Raw genomic sequence first — 17,115 nt, 5'->3', positions numbered from 1 at the left:
GGTTGGAGCTACTATCCATCGCTGCGAAACCCGGTCGCTGAATTTGCAGCGACTGCCGAAGATTATGGGGGGCTTCCGAGTGGTAACCCTAAAACGCTGTCGGAAATATCTGAGGGGTAGGGGGCGAAGTTCTTAAATGCGATTAGATAAATCCTCCTTTTTGTCCAGGGTTACCAGGTGGATGGGTCCTCCTGGCTGGCTTTGTCCAGATCGTCTTTCCATTTATCACTGGCTAATCTATAAACTTCCTCAAAAAACTCTCGAGGATCCTCTATTTCATCTTCATTCCAGGCCATGCTTGTATATTCATCATGGTTGTCCTCAAAGAAAGCGTTGAAATTAAAATTTTTGCTGTCTAGAGAGTGTTTCAAGGCTTTCATAAGAGTGTATCTGTGCCTGTATGAAAGCTGCTCGTCTGGGTCAAGACAGTATTTGAGTATAAGTTTTTTTCTGTCTTTTGGGTTGTTTGGGTTGTACTTTGAGAGTTCAACCCCTTTGGTCTCTTCTTGGTCGTAAATGTCAAAAACACCTACAAAATAATTCAAGCTCGCATCGAAAGGTATATGGCTGGAAAAAGGGTGAAATAGCACTTTTGTATTCCTTTTCTGGGGGATAGCGTGAATGGTGTTCCATCTTTATGAAACTTCATTTCGGCACCGTTCATGGCTTAATTTAAAATCGGATTTTGCGGATCCCTTCTGCGAAAAGGGGGCGGATCTACTTAACGAAGTGTACAGATAACGACTATAAGCGTTTGCCGAGCACCACGCCTTAGTGGTTGGCTTCATTCAGACACACTAATTAAGTGGGGCATTAATGACGGGCTTGTTTTTTATTGGCTAGGGATTAAATATGTCCGTCACTTTTATCACTCACATTATTAATGTTTAAATGGCTAAGGGTTTCTGAGATTTGAGCCAAAGCTTCGAGTCTGTCTAGAATGTTTAGATTGACGGAAGCTTTTACAGTGCTCCAATCTATCTTGCTTCCTGCGAACGTGAATTTTCTTGTATTTCATCAATTAGCTTTGCTTCTTCAGTTTTAGATAGCTCATTTTTTCGCAAACCTTCTGTTTATTTTGAGAACTGGTTCTGCAGAACCTTGGAACAGATAGTGAGTCCCTTTTTTCTTTCCCGACCAGACGTTTGCGTGAGAGCCATTTCGCTCATCACGCCGTAGTGGATGGTTTATCCAAGCACACAAACTCAGGGCGCATAGGCGATCAATGGCGGATCTACTACTGCATCGACTCGCCATCAAATAGATTCGTCCCGTACTGTATGTCACTTTGGTTTTTAAGCCCAGAGCACGCAATCATGGTCATCCAGATGAACCAAAAACGATAGATCATGATCGGTGACCCAGAACGGATAACCAGTTGTTTCGCTTATTAACAGCGCAAGGTCTTGTGCGTTTTCGAGTTTCCATGCTCTGTGACCCGTGTCAAAAACCAAAAGTATGAGGTCGTTTTTTTTTATGCGGTCTGGTATTTCCTTCCAAAAGTCAGGGTTGTGCTCGGTGCATTTCTCGTTGAAATCGACTGGATCTAGTACATTTTTTTCTGTTTTAAAGTATTTTTTGGTTAAGGTGGATATTAATGTTGCGATCTCTTCAGAATTGAGCTTCTTTGAGGAGATTTTCAACGTGTTTATAGTTTCGTCTAATTCTTCTTCTAGATAATTCATCATGGTTCTCCGATTCTTGAGCGGCTAACTGGAAGTAACTCTAAAAGTATATGGCCCCTTACTGCACCACCACCTGCCCTTTTTCCGGCAGTTTGGTAACCAATATGAGGTGATTGAGGACCTTTTTTGCTAGAAACAAGCGTTGGGTCATCAATGTTGACTTCCGTTCCTCTGTTTGGCCCTTTCTGTACACGCCACTCGGTTGGGAAGGTTTTTCCGTATTTGTCCTTTCCCCACTTGGTCACGCTGTAATCGTCCTTGGAGACCCCTATCCGGCGAAATGCCTTGCGAAAAGGGGGCGGATCTATTTAACAAAGTGTAAAGATAACGACTATAATTGTTTGCCGAGCACCAGGCCTTAGTGGTTGGCTTCATTCAGACACACTACTTAAGGGGGGCATTAATGACGGGCTTGTTTTTTATTGGCTAGGAATTAAATATGTCCGTCACTTTTATCGGGCTGCGAAACCCGGTCGCTGAATTTGCAGCGACTGCCGAAGATTATGGGGGGGGGCTTCCCAGTGGCAACCCTAAAACGCTGTCGGAAATATCTGAGAGGGGATTGATATATAACCCTTCCGGTAGTTGGTTAAAGGAACGGATCTATTTAGCGCCCTGCGGGAGCAATGGCCGTTTGCCGCCGCTCAACGCGTTTTGGTGTTGATTCATAGTGGGCAATGGTGGGCCTATTACTAAATTTACTAGCGATTAAATAGGTTCGTTCCTTTTGTTCCGGTTTTTATCAAGGTTTCTGGAAAAATAAGTTGGAAGTTGAGCCCTGAATTTTCTTTGCTTTTCCTTTTTCTACGTACTCGCTGAACTCTCGCTCGAGCGTCGTCTTGTTAGTGTATTTTTTGTATTTTTTTGGAACTTCGCATGCGTAAATGTAAAGTCTCCATGATTCGAAGCCATCAATTCGACCGTCGGGGCCGTAATCGAAGTCAATACATTTCTCGGATATGTAAACCCTACAGCCGACTCCATATAGTTCGTACGTTGCGTCATCGCTGAGCTTTCCGCGCAGCGGGATTTTTTTTGAACGCCACAGTCCTAAGATATTTTTTGTACCAAAAGATAATTCAAGTAAGTTGGTTGCCTTTTCAACTTCCTCTAAGTATTCGCTGATTAGGTCTTCTAGCGTCTGAGTTTTCATTTTCTTGACCTTTCTAGCCTATCTGGTCCAGCGATTTTTGAAGAGTTCACTACGTCATTGATGCTGCTAAATGAGGTGTGGTGGTTTTCTATATTGTCAATCAGTCTTATGGTGACAAGTGTATGTGTTCGCCTTGCTGCAGACGCCCGATGGTGCCCATATTATATAATGCGAAAAGGGGGCGGATCTATTTAACAAAGTGCACAGATAACGACTATAAGCGTTTACCGAGCATCACGCCTTAGTGGTTGGCTTAATTCGGGCGCACAAGTTAAGGGGGCGCATTAATGACGGACTTATTTTTTATTGGCTAGGGATTAACTATTTCCGTCACTTTTATCGCTGATATGCAGGTTCTGGACAAGGCTGTCGATACTGGGTACATTAAAGTATTGACTTTCAAGTGAGTGGCTCTCGTCTAGACGTCTGTTGGGTAAAGTGAAATGTTTGTTGTTTTTAAGTTTACATACTTTGGAGTATGGTCGGGCTTTTCTTTCAGGTCTATAAGGATTGTTTAAGATCCAATGCGTAGGGCTGCGCAATTATCATCATTCCCTAAGATCAGTTCTGCGGTTATGTAGGTAATGCTGTCTATGATCTCTATTTTTTCCTCATGCTGGGGTGGTCGGGTAATATTATTGTTTCCAACAAAAAATATCATTCAGGTCGAATTCGACATCAATATACTCTCCGATTTTCGGTATCGGGCCTATCCACGTTGCTACACCACGTCCGGCAGATGTCTCATAATTAACATAAGATTTTTCGCGATGAGAAAATATATTTAGTATTTTTACAATCATCTTATTTTTTTGTAGTGCGCTTTAATTGCTGGGTTGTCAATGTTCATTGTTTTGTTTTTTGGGGGAGTAAAAGGGAGCTATTATTGCATCGGCTTGCGATCAAATAGAATCGTTCCGTTTTTTACGTTTGGTAGTGTATGTGTTGTGTGTGCAGTCAAGTTTTTCAGCGGTATAGCTACCTGCAATTACTGTAAATATCACATCGCATCCGTCACTGGATGTGAAGCAATAACTTGTCCCTGTCTCGTTTGGATCTACTCGTGTTGCCTCTGCTGAGAGAGGCGTGTCAGTGGTTTCGTACATTTCGGATATTTCAGATCCGATCGCACCTATCCCTTGGAAGGCGATTAGTTTGTGGAAGGTTATTAGCCATAGCTGCTCCTGCCAGTCTGAAAACTCTATTGATAGCGTGCTTCTATCGCATATTAGTTTTTCTATTGTTCCGTCTGAAACGGGAAATTTCTTCATCTTAAGATCCTGGATGTTTTTCGCCCGGTAGAAACCCAGTTCCGTGCCCGGGCTGATAATTTTCAGGGGTGACCTTCAGTAGCGTATTTTGTTTTTCAGATTGCTTCCAGCTTAAGTCATTCGGCTTAAGCTCAATGTGATAGTGGTTGCCGTGATGTCTTGGACTAAAAGGGCCAGGATCTCCCGGGTGGCTTTCAAATCTAATGCGGGTATCTGTATTAGGCCTCCATTCCATTCGTTGGGTACCGTGTTTTGTTGTTGAAATCTTTGGCTGTACGCCTAAAGCCTCGGTAAAGTCATTTGGATCAGAAGGGAAGTGGGTGTAAGCATTCGGTATAGCAGGTGAGTTGTGGTCGGCTTCTATTTGCGATGTAGGGTCTTCGATACGAACGGCTGGTTTACACCCGCTTTCGCCCGGACACGTATTCAACCCCAACGGATCCACCCACCCCGTAGGGTTGGGCACATACAAATACCCGTTCAGCCCACCGGCCAACTTCACCGGGTCGGGCGTCAGGTAGCGTCCGTTATCCGGATTGTAGTAGCGATGCCGGTTGTAGTGCAGCCCGCTTTCCCGGTCGAAATACTGCCCCTGAAAACGCAGCGGGTTATCGACGGTGCTCACGTCCAGCCGGGTGATTTTTCCGTAGGCTTGGTAATGGGCTGACCAGACGATTTTGCCGTCCGTGTTCGTTAGCTCCTGGGGCGTACCCAGGTGGTCCAGTTGGTAGTGGAACGCCTGGGTATTGGCCGGACCAAACCCTTCCAGCAAGGCCAGCGGCCTGAAGCTATCAGGCTCGTAGAGATAGCTGCGATGCTGCCCCGCCGTGTGCTCGGCGATGACTTTGTCGCCTTGCCAGAAAAACTCAGTGGTTTTGCCCGCCACGGTTTTGCTGATGCGCCGCCCAAATGGGTCATAGCGATAACTGGCTTGGCTGCCGTCCGGTTGCGTCACGCCGATCAGGCGGTGCTGGCAGTCGTAGCGGTATTCGGTGACTAACTGCTGCGCGCGGCCACGGCGTTCGCGTATGAGGTTTCCGAAGGCGTCGTAGTCGTAATGCCGGTCGCCTTGCAGTAACAGGCGGTTGCCGACGACGATGCCGGGGCCTGGGCGGTCTTGCATCAGCAGGTTGTTCGCCGGGTCGTGGGCGAAGCGTTCGGTGGGATCCTGGGAATGGTCGGCGCGGGTCAGGCGGTCGAGGGGGTCGTAGTGGTAGTCGTGCTGGCCCTTGCGGCTGTCGAGCAGGCGGGTGAGGTTGCCGCTGTTGTCGTAGGTGTAGCGACGAAGGCCGTGGCGGTGTTCGTGTTGTGCCAGGCGGCCCTGGTCGTCGTAGTGGTAGTGGCTCAGCAGTTGGCCTTGCTGGCGCTGGTGTTCGCGGCCTGCTTTGAACAGGTGCGAGCTGAGTGTCCGGCCATTCAGGTCGATAGTGGCAAGGTGGCCGCCCTTGTCGTGGTTGAAGGTCAGGCGGTTGTTGTCCGGCAGGCGCAGGGTTTCGAGTTGGCCGCAGTGGTCGTAGCCATAACGCAGGGTGCCCCAGCCTTGGTGCTCGGCGGTCAGGCGGCTTTGCGCGTCGTATTCGTAATGCAGCGGCCAGTGGCCGTCGTCGACGCTAAGCAGATTGCCGAGACGGTCGTAGGTGTAATCCACGGTGCTGCCATCGGGCAGGGTTTTTCGGACGAGGCGGCCGGCGTTATCGCGCTGGTAGGTGGTAACCAACTGACGGTCATCGTCGCCAAACTCGGTTTTTTCCTGCAGGTGGCCGTTGAGGTCGTAGACGTAGGCGGTGCGTTGGCCGTCAAAACCGGTTTCCTGTTGGATCAGGCCGTTAGGGTGGTACTCCAGTTGATAGCGCTCACCTGCCTCGTTTTCGATCTCGGTCAGCAGCAGGCGAGTGTTGTCGTAGCGGTACTTGAGTTGAGAGCCATCGGGGTTGATCCGGCGACTGATCAGGTGCAAGCCATCGGCATATTCATACCGGGTCACACGCCCCAGTTCATCGCGCTCGGCGGTGATTTTTCCGTAGGGGTTGTAGCTCAATTCGCGGGTGGCGCCGCCTGGCATTACCACCTTGATCAGCCGGCCCACCGCGTCCCAGTGATACTGGGTCAGCGCGCCATGTTCATCCTCGCGGGCAATCTGCCGGCCCAGGTCGTCATAGCGATAACGCCGTACGCCGCCATTGGGCAGTTGCTCGCCAATCAACTGGCCAAGATCGTTCCACGTCAGGCGCTGACAGCTGTGGTCCGGGTACCAAACCGCTAAAAGCTGCCCTCGCTTGTCATAGCTGTACTCGGTGACATTGCCGGCTGGATCAGTCTGGCGCGTGATCGCGCCCTGATCATTACGCTGGTACTTCCAGACCGCCTCACCCCGGCGCATAACCCGTACGAAGCCATTCTCATACTCGTAGGAGGTAGGCTCGTCATCCCCGGGAAACAGCGCCACCAAGCGCCCAGCCTCGTCGTACTGATAGGCCGTGATCGCGCCCAGGGGATCCTGCTCAACCGTCAGCCGCCCCTGTGCGTCGTAGGACTTGAAATGCTCGCCGCCATCCGGATCAACCCGCTGCACCAGGCGTGCCCGCGGGTCATGCACGTAGACTTCCTGACTGCCATCGGCGTTAAGCAGGGTGACGCGGCCGTCATCCCAGCTATAGCGCGTATCCATCTGCGCAAAACTGGCCCAATGCCGCACACAGCGCGCCGCCTTGCCAGACCGTTCCCACTCCCAGAAAAAACTCGCCCCACCGGCCAACTGCCGCTCAGTGATCACCGCAAGGCTGTCGTACTGATAGCGCTCGCTTTCGCCGACGGCATTGATCGCCTCAAGCAGTCGCCACTGTTCGTCATAGCGGTAGGAAACAACGTTCTGCTCAGTAACCCAGGCGTCATCCGATTCGCTTCCCACGCGAAACACCTGGTAGTCCACCGCCACGATATGCCCGCGGTCATAACGCAACAGCAAGGCGCGACCGGCACCGTTATCCAGGCGCAGAATCCGCCCCAAGCCATCGCGGGAAATACCCAGGCGGTTGTCATACCCATCGCTGATCGCCGTCAGCACACCGTCGTGAAAGTGGTAGAAGCGTGCCCCCTGCGCCAGCACCAGCTCATCCGGCGCCGCCCCCAGATAAATCGCCGCTTCAGCCAGGCTATTGCTGATCGCCGGGCGGGCACTGGAGGGCAGGGGAAAGGTGGTGCTGCGGTTCTCATGGTCCGTCCACACCACCGACCCGCCGACCACCTCCAGCCGCTGCGCCAACGAGTGGCTCCAGCCAAGCCCCAGCCCGCAATCCACCTCCACGGCACTGGTGCGATACAGGCGTGTCCAGGCAAATGGCAGCACGCCATCCAGTTCGCCATCGGTCAGGGTCAGCAGTTCTTCGCCGGTGACCATGGACACCGGGCAACCGTGGGTCGCGGTTTTATCAGCGCTAGCAGTTGCTTCACCGTTGGGGTTTTTCGCGGAGGAGGGTGCGTCGTCCAACGCCTCTGCCTGCTTGAGCGTGGTATTACGCCGCGCGCCCCAGTGCATCTGCAGGCCACCCTTTTTCAAGCCGCCAACCACGCCGCGCACAGCCACCGCCTTGTAGCGATCCACCGCGCCCATAAAACGCTTGAGGATGTCGAACACGCCTTTGACGAAGCCCACTGCAACGTCAACCACCTGCTTGCCATACTTCGCCAGACGCAGCCCCAGGTACGCGATCCCGGCACCTTGCAGGGCAATGGTCAGCACCAGCGCAATCAGCAAATCAATGAGCAGCGACACCGCAAACCCGGCAATCACCTCGGCGGTTTTCCCTGCCACCTGGCTGGGCGGCAACGCCGACAACCAGATCATCGCCGTGCGCAACATCAGGTACAGCGCCGCTTCGTCGCTGGCCAGCAACATCGCCTGTTCCATCACCTGCGGCGCTTCGCGCGCCAGGGCTGCCAGCTCGGCGGCCTGGGCGCCAAGGCGTTCGATGTGCTTGGCCGGGTCCTTGAGGATGTCCTGCACCAGTGACAGGCTGTCCCACACCTCGGAAATGGCTGACCAGGTACCGGCCAATACCCCACTGCCAATGGCACTTGACGCCGACACCTGCCAGTGCGGTTTGAACCCCCTCCATTCCTTGCGCAGCCAGGCTTGTAGCTCGGCGGTCAAGCCGTTGTAGGACGCAAATAGCGCCTCCACCTGCGCCGCCGAAGCCCCGCCCTGTACGCGCACCTGATAGCGCCCACCGGCCGCGCAGTGATGGGCGCCCTTGCCCTGTTCATCCAGTTGGATAAACGTGGAACTGCCGTCCTCCAGGCCAATCACCTGCACCTGGAGATTGCCCAGCGGCACGTCATACACCGACTCGAATTTGCTTTCGATCTTCAACTCGCCGCCTGCCGGGCACACGGCAACACTGGAAGAAAAGTCGGTGTCGGTCAGGCTTACCGACACCTGGGAATCACCGACCCGCAGCACCCGCTCCATGCCCAGCAGCGACGGCAAATCCGTGGCGTGGCTGACCTTGTCCAGGGCCAGCGCGTACCAGCTTGTTACCTGCTGGCGATACAGCGCCAGGCTCTGGTGAAAGCCATCCAGCTCGTATTCGATCAGGTCGATGGGCGATGAATCAGGGGCAGGGGCTGGCATCCATGACGTCTCTGCAAAAGAAAGGCGTCGGAGAATGCCGCAGGAAAAGGGCGCTTGGAGGTGTGGTCTGTTAAATCAGAATGGGCTTACGGACAGGGGGAGTTTTTCAGTTGGAATCGGCGCTTATGCCCACATCAACTAGCGATCAGTCTTAAAGAAAGACACAGGGTTTACGGCTATGGAGCGGCGCGTAATCGCTTGTATAAGGTATTGCGGCTGACCCCCAACTCCCTCGCCAAGTGGGAGATATTGCCGCCGACCGCTGCCAGTCGTTGCTGAAGGTTTTGCCTATCGTCCAGATCGTCCATGACCACCGGCGCGCTGGGTGCGGCTTGCCCCAGGTCGACAAAAAAATCATCCGGCAGGTGCTCGGGGCGAATCGGTTGATCTTCGGCCATGACCAGCGCCACCTGCATTACGCTGCTGACCTGGCGCAGGTTGCCCGGCCAGGGGTGTTGCTCGAATAACGCCAGCACTTCAGCACTGAGCCCGGCCCACTGCGTGGGCTCGCGGTGCTGTTGCCACAGTTGCTTGAACAGCGCCTGCTTGTCACTGCGCTCGCGCAGGGGCGGCAGTTCCAGGGTCAGGCCGCCGATGCGGTAGTACAAATCCTCCCGAAACCGTCCGATCTGTACCTGTTCGCGCAGCGAACGGTTGGTCGCCGAGATAATCCGCAGGTCCACCGGGAATAATTCGCTGCTGCCCACCGGCTGGACGCAGCGCTCTTGCAATACCCGCAGCAGCCGGGCCTGGGTGGGCAAGGGCATGTCACCGATTTCATCGAGAAACAGCGTGCCTTTGTCCGCCTTGCGGATCAGGCCAATGCTGCCTTTTTGATTGGCGCCGGTGAACGCGCCTTTTTCATAGCCAAACAGCTCCGATTCCACCAGCTCCGCCGGAATTGCCGCACAGTTGACCGCGATAAACGCCTGCTGGCTGCGGGAACTGGCCTGGTGCAGGGCTTTGACGAAAACTTCCTTGCCGACACCGGTTTCACCGTGGATCAGCAGCGGAATGTCTTTTTCCAGTAGGCGTTCAGCCTGGCGCACAGCCTTTTCCACGCGGCTGTCACCAAAGTGCAGGGTCTTGAGGCCGATGGGCGCGGAGGCTGGTTCACTAAAGACCCTGGCCTGCACCGGCGCCTGTTTGGGGCGTTTGAGCAGGCACTGGAAACGGTTGCGCCCCGCAGCCTGCAGGGCAAAGGGCAGGCCTTCGGGCTGGTTGAGCAACTCCAGCAGCGAGACCTTGAACAGGCTGTCGATCATCACCCGCGACAGGCTGATGCCCAGCAAGTTGTCGGCGCGGCGATTGGCTGACAGCACCTGGCCACTTTCATCGAAGATCAGCAGGCCGGCCCATTGGCTGTCGAGGTTGTTCAGGCCGGTGTTGAAGGTCAGTTGGAAGTGTTCGCCGCCAAACAGGTTAAGGATCAGCCGGTTTTCCACGGTCTGGCTCATCATCTTGACCATGCCCAGGGTGTGGGAGGGCGGCAGGTAGCTGTCGCTGGACACATCCAGTACCGCAATGATCTCGCGGTTGGCATCAAAGATCGGCGCGGCTGAGCCGGTCATAAAACGGTTGGCCTTGAGGAAGTGTTCGTCATGTTCGATATGCACCGCCTGGGCGCAGGCCAGCGCGGTGCCGATGGCGTTGGTGCCGGTGGCGCGCTCCATCCAACTGGCTCCGGCGTTGAAGCCACGGGCCAGCTTGGGGTCGATAAAGCGTTGGGTGCCCCACGAGGTCAGGACTTGGCCCTGATTGTCGGCCAGCATGATCAGGCAGTTGGAATTGCTGAGGATGTTCTCGTAATAAGGCAGCACTTCCTGGTGGGTGGTCTGGACCAGCGCGTGCTGGCTCTCCAGCAGTTGGCTGATGCCCTCGGCGGGCAGCTGGTCGAAGCTGGGGGCGCTCTGGTGATCCAGGCCGAACGCACGGCAGCGGCGCCAGGAGTCCTGGATGATGGTGTCGTGGGGCAAAAGCGGGGCTGGTGCGGCCATGGCGGTGACCTTCTTTTTATTGTTGTTATGAACCCTATGCAATTCCAATGTGCGAGCGGGCTTGCTCAGTGTTGTTCAGAACTGTTCATTGTCAACCTGGAGGTTGTTCAATTGTTCAGTTGTGAATGTTCATTTCTGTTCAGCACTGAGCAGTGGTTTTGCTCAAGTCTTTGGCAAATCGACGTTTTTTATTATTGGCACGAAACTCGCTCTGCCTCTGGAAGAACAATTCCAATAAGAAAAAGGGCGTGTCATGTCATTGACCCTGGAACATGTGACCCGTGTCGTCGAAGGCCAGACCTGGATCGACGACGCCAACCTGCGCTTTGAAGCCGGTTCTTTCAATGTGCTGCTGGGCCGTACGCTGTCCGGCAAGACCAGCCTGATGCGCCTGATGGCCGGCCTGGACAAGCCTGACAGCGGACGCATCCTGATGAACGGCGTCGACGTCACCCATAAGCCGGTGCGCTTGCGCAATGTGTCGATGGTGTACCAGCAGTTCATCAACTACCCGACCATGACCGTGTTCGAGAACATCGCCTCGCCGCTGCGCCAGGCCGGGGCCTCCAACGAACTGATCCACAGCAAAGTGCTGGAAACCGCGAAGATGCTGCGCATCGAGAAGTTCCTGCAACGTCACCCTCTGGAGCTGTCCGGTGGCCAGCAGCAACGCACGGCGATGGCCCGGGCGCTGGTCAAGGATGCCGAGCTGATTCTGTTCGACGAACCCTTGGTCAATCTGGACTACAAACTGCGCGAAGAGCTGCGCCAGGAAATGCGCGAGCTGTTCAAGGCCCGCAACACCATTGCCATCTATGCCACCACCGAGCCCAACGAGGCACTGGCGCTGGGCGGCACCACCACCATTCTCCACGAAGGCCGGGTGATCCAGAGCGGCAAGGCCGCCGAGGTCTATCACCAACCGCAGACCGTGCTGGCGGCCGAGCTGTTTTCCGAACCGCCGATCAACCTGATGCCGGGGCGTATCAGCGGCAATGAAGTGAGTTTCGCCAGCGACGTGCACTTTCCGTTGAATGTCGACCTGCGCCCCATCGGCGAGGGCGAATTCCGCTTTGGTGTGCGCCCCAGCCATATCAGCCTGGTGCCCAGCAACGACGATGACCTGGAACTGGCAGTAACCGTGGAAGTGGCGGAGATCAGCGGCTCGGAAACCTTCCTGCATGTGCGCAGCGAGCATTTTTTGCTGGTTTTACACCTGCCGGGAGTCCACGAGTACGACGTGGATGCGCCGATCCGCATCTATATTCCGACCCATAAACTGTTTGTGTTCGATGGTCAGGGCCGTTTGGTCCAGGCTCCCGGGCGCCGTGTCGCGAGGGTTGCCTGATGGCCGAGATCCATTTGCAGAACCTGGCACATAGCTACAGCCCTACACCCGCCGGGCCTGAAGACTACGCCATTCGCGAAATGAACCACATCTGGGAGCAGGGCGGTGCCTACGCGTTGCTCGGGCCGTCTGGCTGTGGCAAGTCAACCTTGCTCAACATCATCTCCGGCCTGCTCAGCCCTTCGGAAGGCCAGGTGCTGTTCGACAACAAGGTGGTGAATGAGCTGACCCCGGAAAAGCGCAATATCGCCCAGGTTTTCCAGTTCCCGGTGGTCTACGACACCATGACCGTGTTCGATAACCTGGCATTCCCCCTGCGCAACCAGGGCATGGCCGAGGCGAAAGTGCACAGCAAGGTGCAGGAAATTGCCGAAGTGCTCGACCTGCAGAACCTGCTGGGAAAAAAGGCCCGCAACCTGAGTGCCGATGAAAAGCAAAAGGTCTCGATGGGCCGTGGGCTGGTGCGCGATGACGTCTCGGCGATCCTGTTCGATGAGCCGCTGACGGTAATCGACCCGCACCTGAAGTGGAAACTGCGGCGCAAGCTCAAGCAGATCCATGAGCAGTTCAATATCACCATGGTTTACGTCACCCACGATCAGTTGGAGGCCTCGACCTTTGCCGACAAGATCGCGGTGATGTACGGCGGGCAGATTGTGCAGTTCGGCACGCCGCGGGAATTGTTTGAGCGTCCCAGCCATACCTTTGTCGGCTATTTCATCGGCAGCCCAGGGATGAATCTGATTGAAGTGCGGGCCGAAGCTGGTGGGGTGCGGTTTGCCGGGACACATCTGGCGTTGTCCGAGGTGCAGCAGCGGCAGATCGCGGAAAAGGACTACAAAAAACTTCAGGTCGGCATTCGTCCCGAGTTTATCCATGTGTGGGACGAGCCCAATCCTGATGCGTTGCAGGCCGACGTCATGCATATCGAAGACCTGGGCACCTACAAGATCCTGACCCTCAACCTCGACGGCGCGCCGTTGAAAGTACGCCTTGCCGAAGACAAACCGGTACCCGAGGGCCGGGCGTCGATCAGCTTCCCGGCGCAATGGTTGATGGTCTATGCCGATGATTACCTGCTGGAGGCGCGGCCATGAACAAGGTGCAGAACAACAAGGCCTGGTGGCTGGTATTGCCGGTGTTCCTGCTGGTGGCGTTCAGCGCGGTAATCCCGATGATGACCGTGGTCAACTACTCGCTGCAGGACATTTTCGACCAGTCCAGCCGCTATTTCGTCGGTGCCGACTGGTACAAGCAAGTGCTGCTGGACCCGCGCCTGCATGATTCGCTGCTGCGCCAGTTCATCTATTCCGCGTGTGTGCTGTTGATTGAGATTCCGCTGGGCATTGCCATTGCCCTGACCATGCCCACCAAAGGCCGCTGGTCGTCCCTGGTGCTGATTGTGATGGCCATCCCGCTGCTGATCCCGTGGAACGTGGTCGGCACCATCTGGCAGATCTTCGGCCGTGCCGATATCGGCCTGCTGGGTTCGAGCCTGAATGCCATGGGCATCAACTACAACTATGCCGCCAACACCATGGACGCCTGGGTCACGGTGCTGGTCATGGATGTGTGGCACTGGACCTCTCTGGTGGCGCTGCTGTGCTACTCCGGGCTGCGGGCCATACCGGATGTGTACTACCAGGCCGCGCGAATTGATCGGGCATCAGCCTGGGCGGTATTCCGACATATCCAGTTGCCGAAGATGAAGAGCGTGCTGCTGATCGCCGTGATGCTGCGCTTCATGGACAGTTTCATGATCTACACCGAGCCGTTTGTCCTGACGGGAGGCGGGCCGGGGAATGCCACGACCTTCCTCAGTCAGACCTTGACCCAGATGGCTATCGGCCAATTCGACCTGGGGCCGGCGGCAGCGTTTTCCCTGGTGTATTTCCTGATCATCCTGTTGGTGTCCTGGCTGTTCTACACCGCCATGACCCACTCCGACGCCAACCGCTGAGGTCGCCAACATGAGCAAGCGCAAGGTCATCCCGCTGCTGATCTACATTCTGTTCCTGCTGGTGCCGATCTACTGGCTGCTGAACATGTCCTTCAAGAGCAACACCGAAATCCTCGGCGGCCTGACGCTGTTTCCGCAGGATTTCACCCTGGCCAACTACAAGGTGATCTTTACCGACCCCAGTTGGTACACCGGGTATCTGAACTCGCTGTACTACGTGAGCCTGAACACCGTGATTTCCCTTGCGGTGGCGCTGCCGGCGGCCTACGCGTTTTCGCGCTATCGCTTCCTCGGCGACAAGCACCTGTTCTTCTGGTTGCTGACCAACCGCATGGCGCCGCCGGCGGTGTTCCTGTTGCCGTTTTTCCAGTTGTATTCGTCCATCGGCCTGTTCGACACCCATATCGCTGTGGCTCTGGCCCACTGCCTGTTCAACGTGCCGCTGGCGGTGTGGATCCTGGAAGGCTTTATGTCGGGGGTGCCCAAGGAGATCGACGAAACGGCCTATATCGACGGCTATAGTTTTCCGAAGTTTTTCGTGAAGATCTTTATCCCGCTGATTGGCTCGGGGATCGGTGTCACGGCGTTTTTCTGCTTTATGTTTTCCTGGGTCGAACTGTTGCTGGCGCGCACGCTGACGTCCGTGAATGCCAAACCGATTGCCGCCGTGATGACCCGCACCGTGTCAGCGTCCGGGATTGACTGGGGGGTGTTGGCGGCCGCCGGGGTGCTGACCATCCTGCCGGGCATGCTGGTGATCTGGTTTGTTCGCAACCATGTGGCCAAGGGCTTTGCCCTTGGCCGGGTCTGAGGAAACGATGATGGAATGGATGGCCTGGACCACCCCGACTGCACTGTTCTTTGCGGCGATTGCCCTGTTGCTGGCGGGCATGACCACGTGGGAGCTGCGTTCGCCGAGCATTCCCCGGCGCGGGTTGTTACCGATCAGCACCACCCGTGGTGATCGTTTGTTTATCGGTCTTCTCGGGAGCGCCTACCTGCATCTGCTGGTGATTGGCGTAACCGGCTGGAGCATCTGGGTGGCGTCCGCGCTGTCTGTGGTGTGGCTGTTGTCTGTGATGCGTTGGGGATAGCCACAGGCATCCCTTTTGATCCCAACCAGGAGGTCTCTATGTTCGATAAAAACAATAAGCTGCGACATAGCATTTCATTGGCCGCTGTCTTGGCCCTCAGTGGCCTGAGTGCTGCGGCCTGGGCTGATGCCTATGAAGATGCCGCGAAAAAATGGATTGGCAGCGAGTTCAAACCGTCCACCCTCACCGAAGCCCAGCAACTTGAAGAGTTGAAGTGGTTTATCAAGGCCGCCGAGCCGTTTCGTGGGATGAAGATCAATGTGGTGTCGGAAACCCTTACCACCCACGAGTACGAATCCAAGGTGCTGGCCAAGGCATTTAGTGAAATCACCGGGATCAAGCTGACCCACGACCTACTGCAGGAAGGCGATGTGGTGGAAAAACTGCAGACCCAGATGCAGTCGGACAAGAATATCTATGACGGCTGGGTCAACGATTCCGACCTGATCGGTACGCACTTTCGCTATGGCAAGACCGAATCCATCACCGACCTGATGGCCAATGAAGGCAAGGACTTCACCTCGCCGACCCTGGACCTCAAGGACTTTATCGGCATCTCCTTTACCACTGCGCCGGATGGCAAGATCTACCAGTTGCCCGACCAGCAATTTGCCAACTTGTACTGGTTCCGCGCCGACTGGTTCGAGCGGGCCGATCTCAAGGCCAAGTTCAAGGAAAAGTACGGCTATGAGTTGGGCGTCCCGGTGAACTGGTCGGCCTATGAAGATATCGCCAAGTTCTTCAGCGAAGACGTCAAGGAAATCGACGGCAAACGCGTCTATGGCCATATGGACTACGGCAAGAAGGATCCGTCCCTGGGCTGGCGTTTTACCGATGCCTGGTTCTCCATGGCCGGGGGCGGCGACAAGGGCCTGCCCAACGGCTTGCCGGTGGACGAGTGGGGCATTCGGGTCGAGGACTGCCACCCGGTGGGTTCCAGCGTGACCCGTGGCGGCGATACCAACGGCCCGGCCGCGGTGTTTGCCACGCAGAAATATGTCGACTGGATGCGCGCCTATGCGCCACCGGAAGCGGCGGGCATGACCTTCTCCGAGTCCGGGCCGGTACCGTCCCAGGGCAACATCGCGCAGCAGATTTTCTGGTACACCGCCTTTACTGCCGATATGACCAAGCCGGGCTTGCCGGTGATGAACGCCGATGGCACGCCGAAGTGGCGCATGGCACCGTCACCACGCGGTCCATATTGGGAGGAGGGTATGAAGCTGGGGTATCAGGACGTGGGCTCCTGGACCTTCCTCAAATCCACGCCTGAGAAGCAAAAACTGGCGGCCTGGCTGTATGCGCAGTTCGTCACCTCGAAAACCGTGTCCTTGAAGAAAACCATCGTCGGCCTGACGCCAATCCGCGAATCGGACATCAACTCCCAGGCCATGACTGACCTGGCACCGAAACTCGGCGGCCTGGTGGAGTTCTATCGCAGCCCGGCGCGGGTGCAATGGACGCCGACCGGCACCAACGTGCCGGATTATCCGCGCCTGGCGCAGCTGTGGTGGAGCCATATCTCGGAAGCCGCCAGCGGCGAGAAAACCCCACAACAGGCGCTGGATGGCCTGGCCAAAGATCAGGACGCCATCATGACGCGCCTGGAGCGCTCCAAGGTGCAGCCGATCTGCGGGCCGAAGATGAACCCCGAGCGCGATGCCCAGTACTGGTTCGACCAGCCGGGTGCACCGAAGCCGAAACTGGCGAACGAAAAGCCCAAGGGTGAAACCGTGAACTATGCCGACTTGCTCAAGTCGTGGGAGGCGGCGCGTAAGTGAGGTAGGGCAGATAGCACAACGGCACCGTGAGGTGCCGTTTTTTGTGGTGTCGCTGCTACCGCCATCGCGGGCAAGCCCGCTCCCACATTGATCCGGTTTCATCATGAGAGCACGGTCATGTGTGGGAGCGGGCTTGCCCGCGATGGCGACAGCGGTGGCACCGCATATCTCCCCCCAGAAACGCAAAACGGCACCC

13 protein-coding genes are annotated in these 17,115 nt (G+C 55.7%); 6 read left to right on the top strand and 7 right to left on the bottom strand.

Annotation, left to right across the window (positions count from 1 at the left end; all coding sequences use genetic code 11):
* Positions 1 to 170: 170 nt before the first annotated feature.
* The 7 genes from HU773_RS16540 to HU773_RS16510 all read right to left on the bottom strand — a co-directional run bounded on the left by HU773_RS16540 (position 171) and on the right by HU773_RS16510 (position 10,736).
* Positions 171 to 590, bottom strand: coding sequence for a hypothetical protein (locus HU773_RS16540; protein WP_057441586.1), 420 nt, complete (start codon positions 588 to 590; stop codon positions 171 to 173).
* Between the two features lie 705 nt (positions 591 to 1,295).
* Positions 1,296 to 1,685, bottom strand: a complete 390-nt coding sequence (locus tag HU773_RS16535) for a hypothetical protein (protein WP_170045415.1) — start codon at positions 1,683 to 1,685, stop codon at positions 1,296 to 1,298.
* The gene (locus HU773_RS27650; RefSeq protein WP_120733481.1) at positions 1,685 to 1,993 is read right to left on the bottom strand and encodes a polymorphic toxin type 47 domain-containing protein; all 309 of its coding nucleotides are present in this window, start codon (positions 1,991 to 1,993) and stop codon (positions 1,685 to 1,687) included. The genes HU773_RS16535 and HU773_RS27650 overlap by 1 nt, the downstream gene beginning before the upstream one ends.
* 434 nt (positions 1,994 to 2,427) lie before the next feature.
* Positions 2,428 to 2,838: a DUF6896 domain-containing protein gene (locus HU773_RS16525; protein WP_186625802.1), complete on the bottom strand. Its 411-nt coding sequence runs from the start codon at positions 2,836 to 2,838 to the stop codon at positions 2,428 to 2,430.
* A gap of 902 nt (positions 2,839 to 3,740) precedes the next feature.
* Complete coding sequence (locus HU773_RS16520) at positions 3,741 to 4,109, bottom strand: hypothetical protein (RefSeq protein WP_081044273.1); 369 nt, start codon at positions 4,107 to 4,109, stop codon at positions 3,741 to 3,743.
* A gap of 1 nt (position 4,110) precedes the next feature.
* Positions 4,111 to 8,739 carry an RHS repeat-associated core domain-containing protein gene (locus HU773_RS16515; protein ID WP_217883906.1) on the bottom strand — a complete coding sequence of 1,543 codons (4,629 nt, stop codon included), beginning with the start codon at positions 8,737 to 8,739 and terminating at the stop codon, positions 4,111 to 4,113.
* 176 nt (positions 8,740 to 8,915) lie between these two features.
* Positions 8,916 to 10,736, bottom strand: a complete 1,821-nt coding sequence (locus HU773_RS16510) for a sigma-54-dependent Fis family transcriptional regulator (protein ID WP_186625901.1) — start codon at positions 10,734 to 10,736, stop codon at positions 8,916 to 8,918.
* 253 nt (positions 10,737 to 10,989) lie between these two features.
* Between HU773_RS16510 and HU773_RS16505 the strand changes: the two genes are divergently transcribed.
* The 6 genes from HU773_RS16505 to HU773_RS16480 are packed head-to-tail and all read left to right on the top strand — an operon-like array spanning position 10,990 to position 16,919.
* Positions 10,990 to 12,084 (top strand): ABC transporter ATP-binding protein, encoded by a 1,095-nt coding sequence (locus HU773_RS16505; RefSeq protein ID WP_057445261.1) that lies wholly within the window; start codon positions 10,990 to 10,992, stop codon positions 12,082 to 12,084.
* Positions 12,084 to 13,181: an ABC transporter ATP-binding protein gene (locus HU773_RS16500; RefSeq protein WP_120733473.1), complete on the top strand. Its 1,098-nt coding sequence runs from the start codon at positions 12,084 to 12,086 to the stop codon at positions 13,179 to 13,181. Before HU773_RS16505 ends, HU773_RS16500 begins: the two co-directional genes overlap by 1 nt.
* Positions 13,178 to 14,044, top strand: coding sequence for a carbohydrate ABC transporter permease (locus HU773_RS16495; RefSeq protein ID WP_120733471.1), 867 nt, complete (start codon positions 13,178 to 13,180; stop codon positions 14,042 to 14,044). The genes HU773_RS16500 and HU773_RS16495 overlap by 4 nt, the downstream gene beginning before the upstream one ends.
* 10 nt (positions 14,045 to 14,054) lie before the next feature.
* On the top strand, positions 14,055 to 14,855 hold the full coding sequence (locus HU773_RS16490; RefSeq protein ID WP_057960017.1) for a carbohydrate ABC transporter permease: 801 nt from the start codon (positions 14,055 to 14,057) through the stop codon (positions 14,853 to 14,855).
* Between the two features lie 10 nt (positions 14,856 to 14,865).
* Entirely contained in the window at positions 14,866 to 15,138 is a 273-nt protein-coding gene (locus tag HU773_RS16485) for a DUF2160 domain-containing protein (protein ID WP_029293327.1), read from the top strand.
* A 38-nt stretch (positions 15,139 to 15,176) separates the two neighbouring features.
* Positions 15,177 to 16,919 carry an ABC transporter substrate-binding protein gene (locus tag HU773_RS16480; protein ID WP_029293329.1) on the top strand — a complete coding sequence of 581 codons (1,743 nt, stop codon included), beginning with the start codon at positions 15,177 to 15,179 and terminating at the stop codon, positions 16,917 to 16,919.
* Positions 16,920 to 17,115 lie beyond the last annotated feature (196 nt).

This window comes from Pseudomonas shahriarae, assembly GCF_014268455.2.
Lineage (GTDB): Bacteria > Pseudomonadota > Gammaproteobacteria > Pseudomonadales > Pseudomonadaceae > Aquipseudomonas > Aquipseudomonas shahriarae.
The sequence above is the reverse complement of the archived record's forward strand: the minus strand, read 5'-3'. Positions and strand labels throughout refer to the sequence as shown.

Excerpts from the sequence above, each read along its gene's own strand:
- HU773_RS16505 (WP_057445261.1), top strand. The coding sequence starts at position 10,990 with ATGTCATTGACCCTGGAACATGTGACCCGTGTCGTCGAAGGCCAGACC.
- HU773_RS16500 (WP_120733473.1), top strand. The coding sequence starts at position 12,084 with ATGGCCGAGATCCATTTGCAGAACCTGGCACATAGCTACAGCCCTACA.
- HU773_RS16510 (WP_186625901.1), bottom strand. The coding sequence starts at position 10,736 with ATGGCCGCACCAGCCCCGCTTTTGCCCCACGACACCATCATCCAGGAC.
- HU773_RS16535 (WP_170045415.1), bottom strand. The coding sequence starts at position 1,685 with ATGAATTATCTAGAAGAAGAATTAGACGAAACTATAAACACGTTGAAA.
- HU773_RS16480 (WP_029293329.1), top strand. The coding sequence starts at position 15,177 with ATGTTCGATAAAAACAATAAGCTGCGACATAGCATTTCATTGGCCGCT.
- HU773_RS16520 (WP_081044273.1), bottom strand. The coding sequence starts at position 4,109 with ATGAAGAAATTTCCCGTTTCAGACGGAACAATAGAAAAACTAATATGC.
- HU773_RS16525 (WP_186625802.1), bottom strand. The coding sequence starts at position 2,838 with ATGAAAACTCAGACGCTAGAAGACCTAATCAGCGAATACTTAGAGGAA.
- HU773_RS16485 (WP_029293327.1), top strand. The coding sequence starts at position 14,866 with ATGGAATGGATGGCCTGGACCACCCCGACTGCACTGTTCTTTGCGGCG.
- HU773_RS16495 (WP_120733471.1), top strand. The coding sequence starts at position 13,178 with ATGAACAAGGTGCAGAACAACAAGGCCTGGTGGCTGGTATTGCCGGTG.
- HU773_RS16515 (WP_217883906.1), bottom strand. The coding sequence starts at position 8,739 with ATGCCAGCCCCTGCCCCTGATTCATCGCCCATCGACCTGATCGAATAC.
- HU773_RS16490 (WP_057960017.1), top strand. The coding sequence starts at position 14,055 with ATGAGCAAGCGCAAGGTCATCCCGCTGCTGATCTACATTCTGTTCCTG.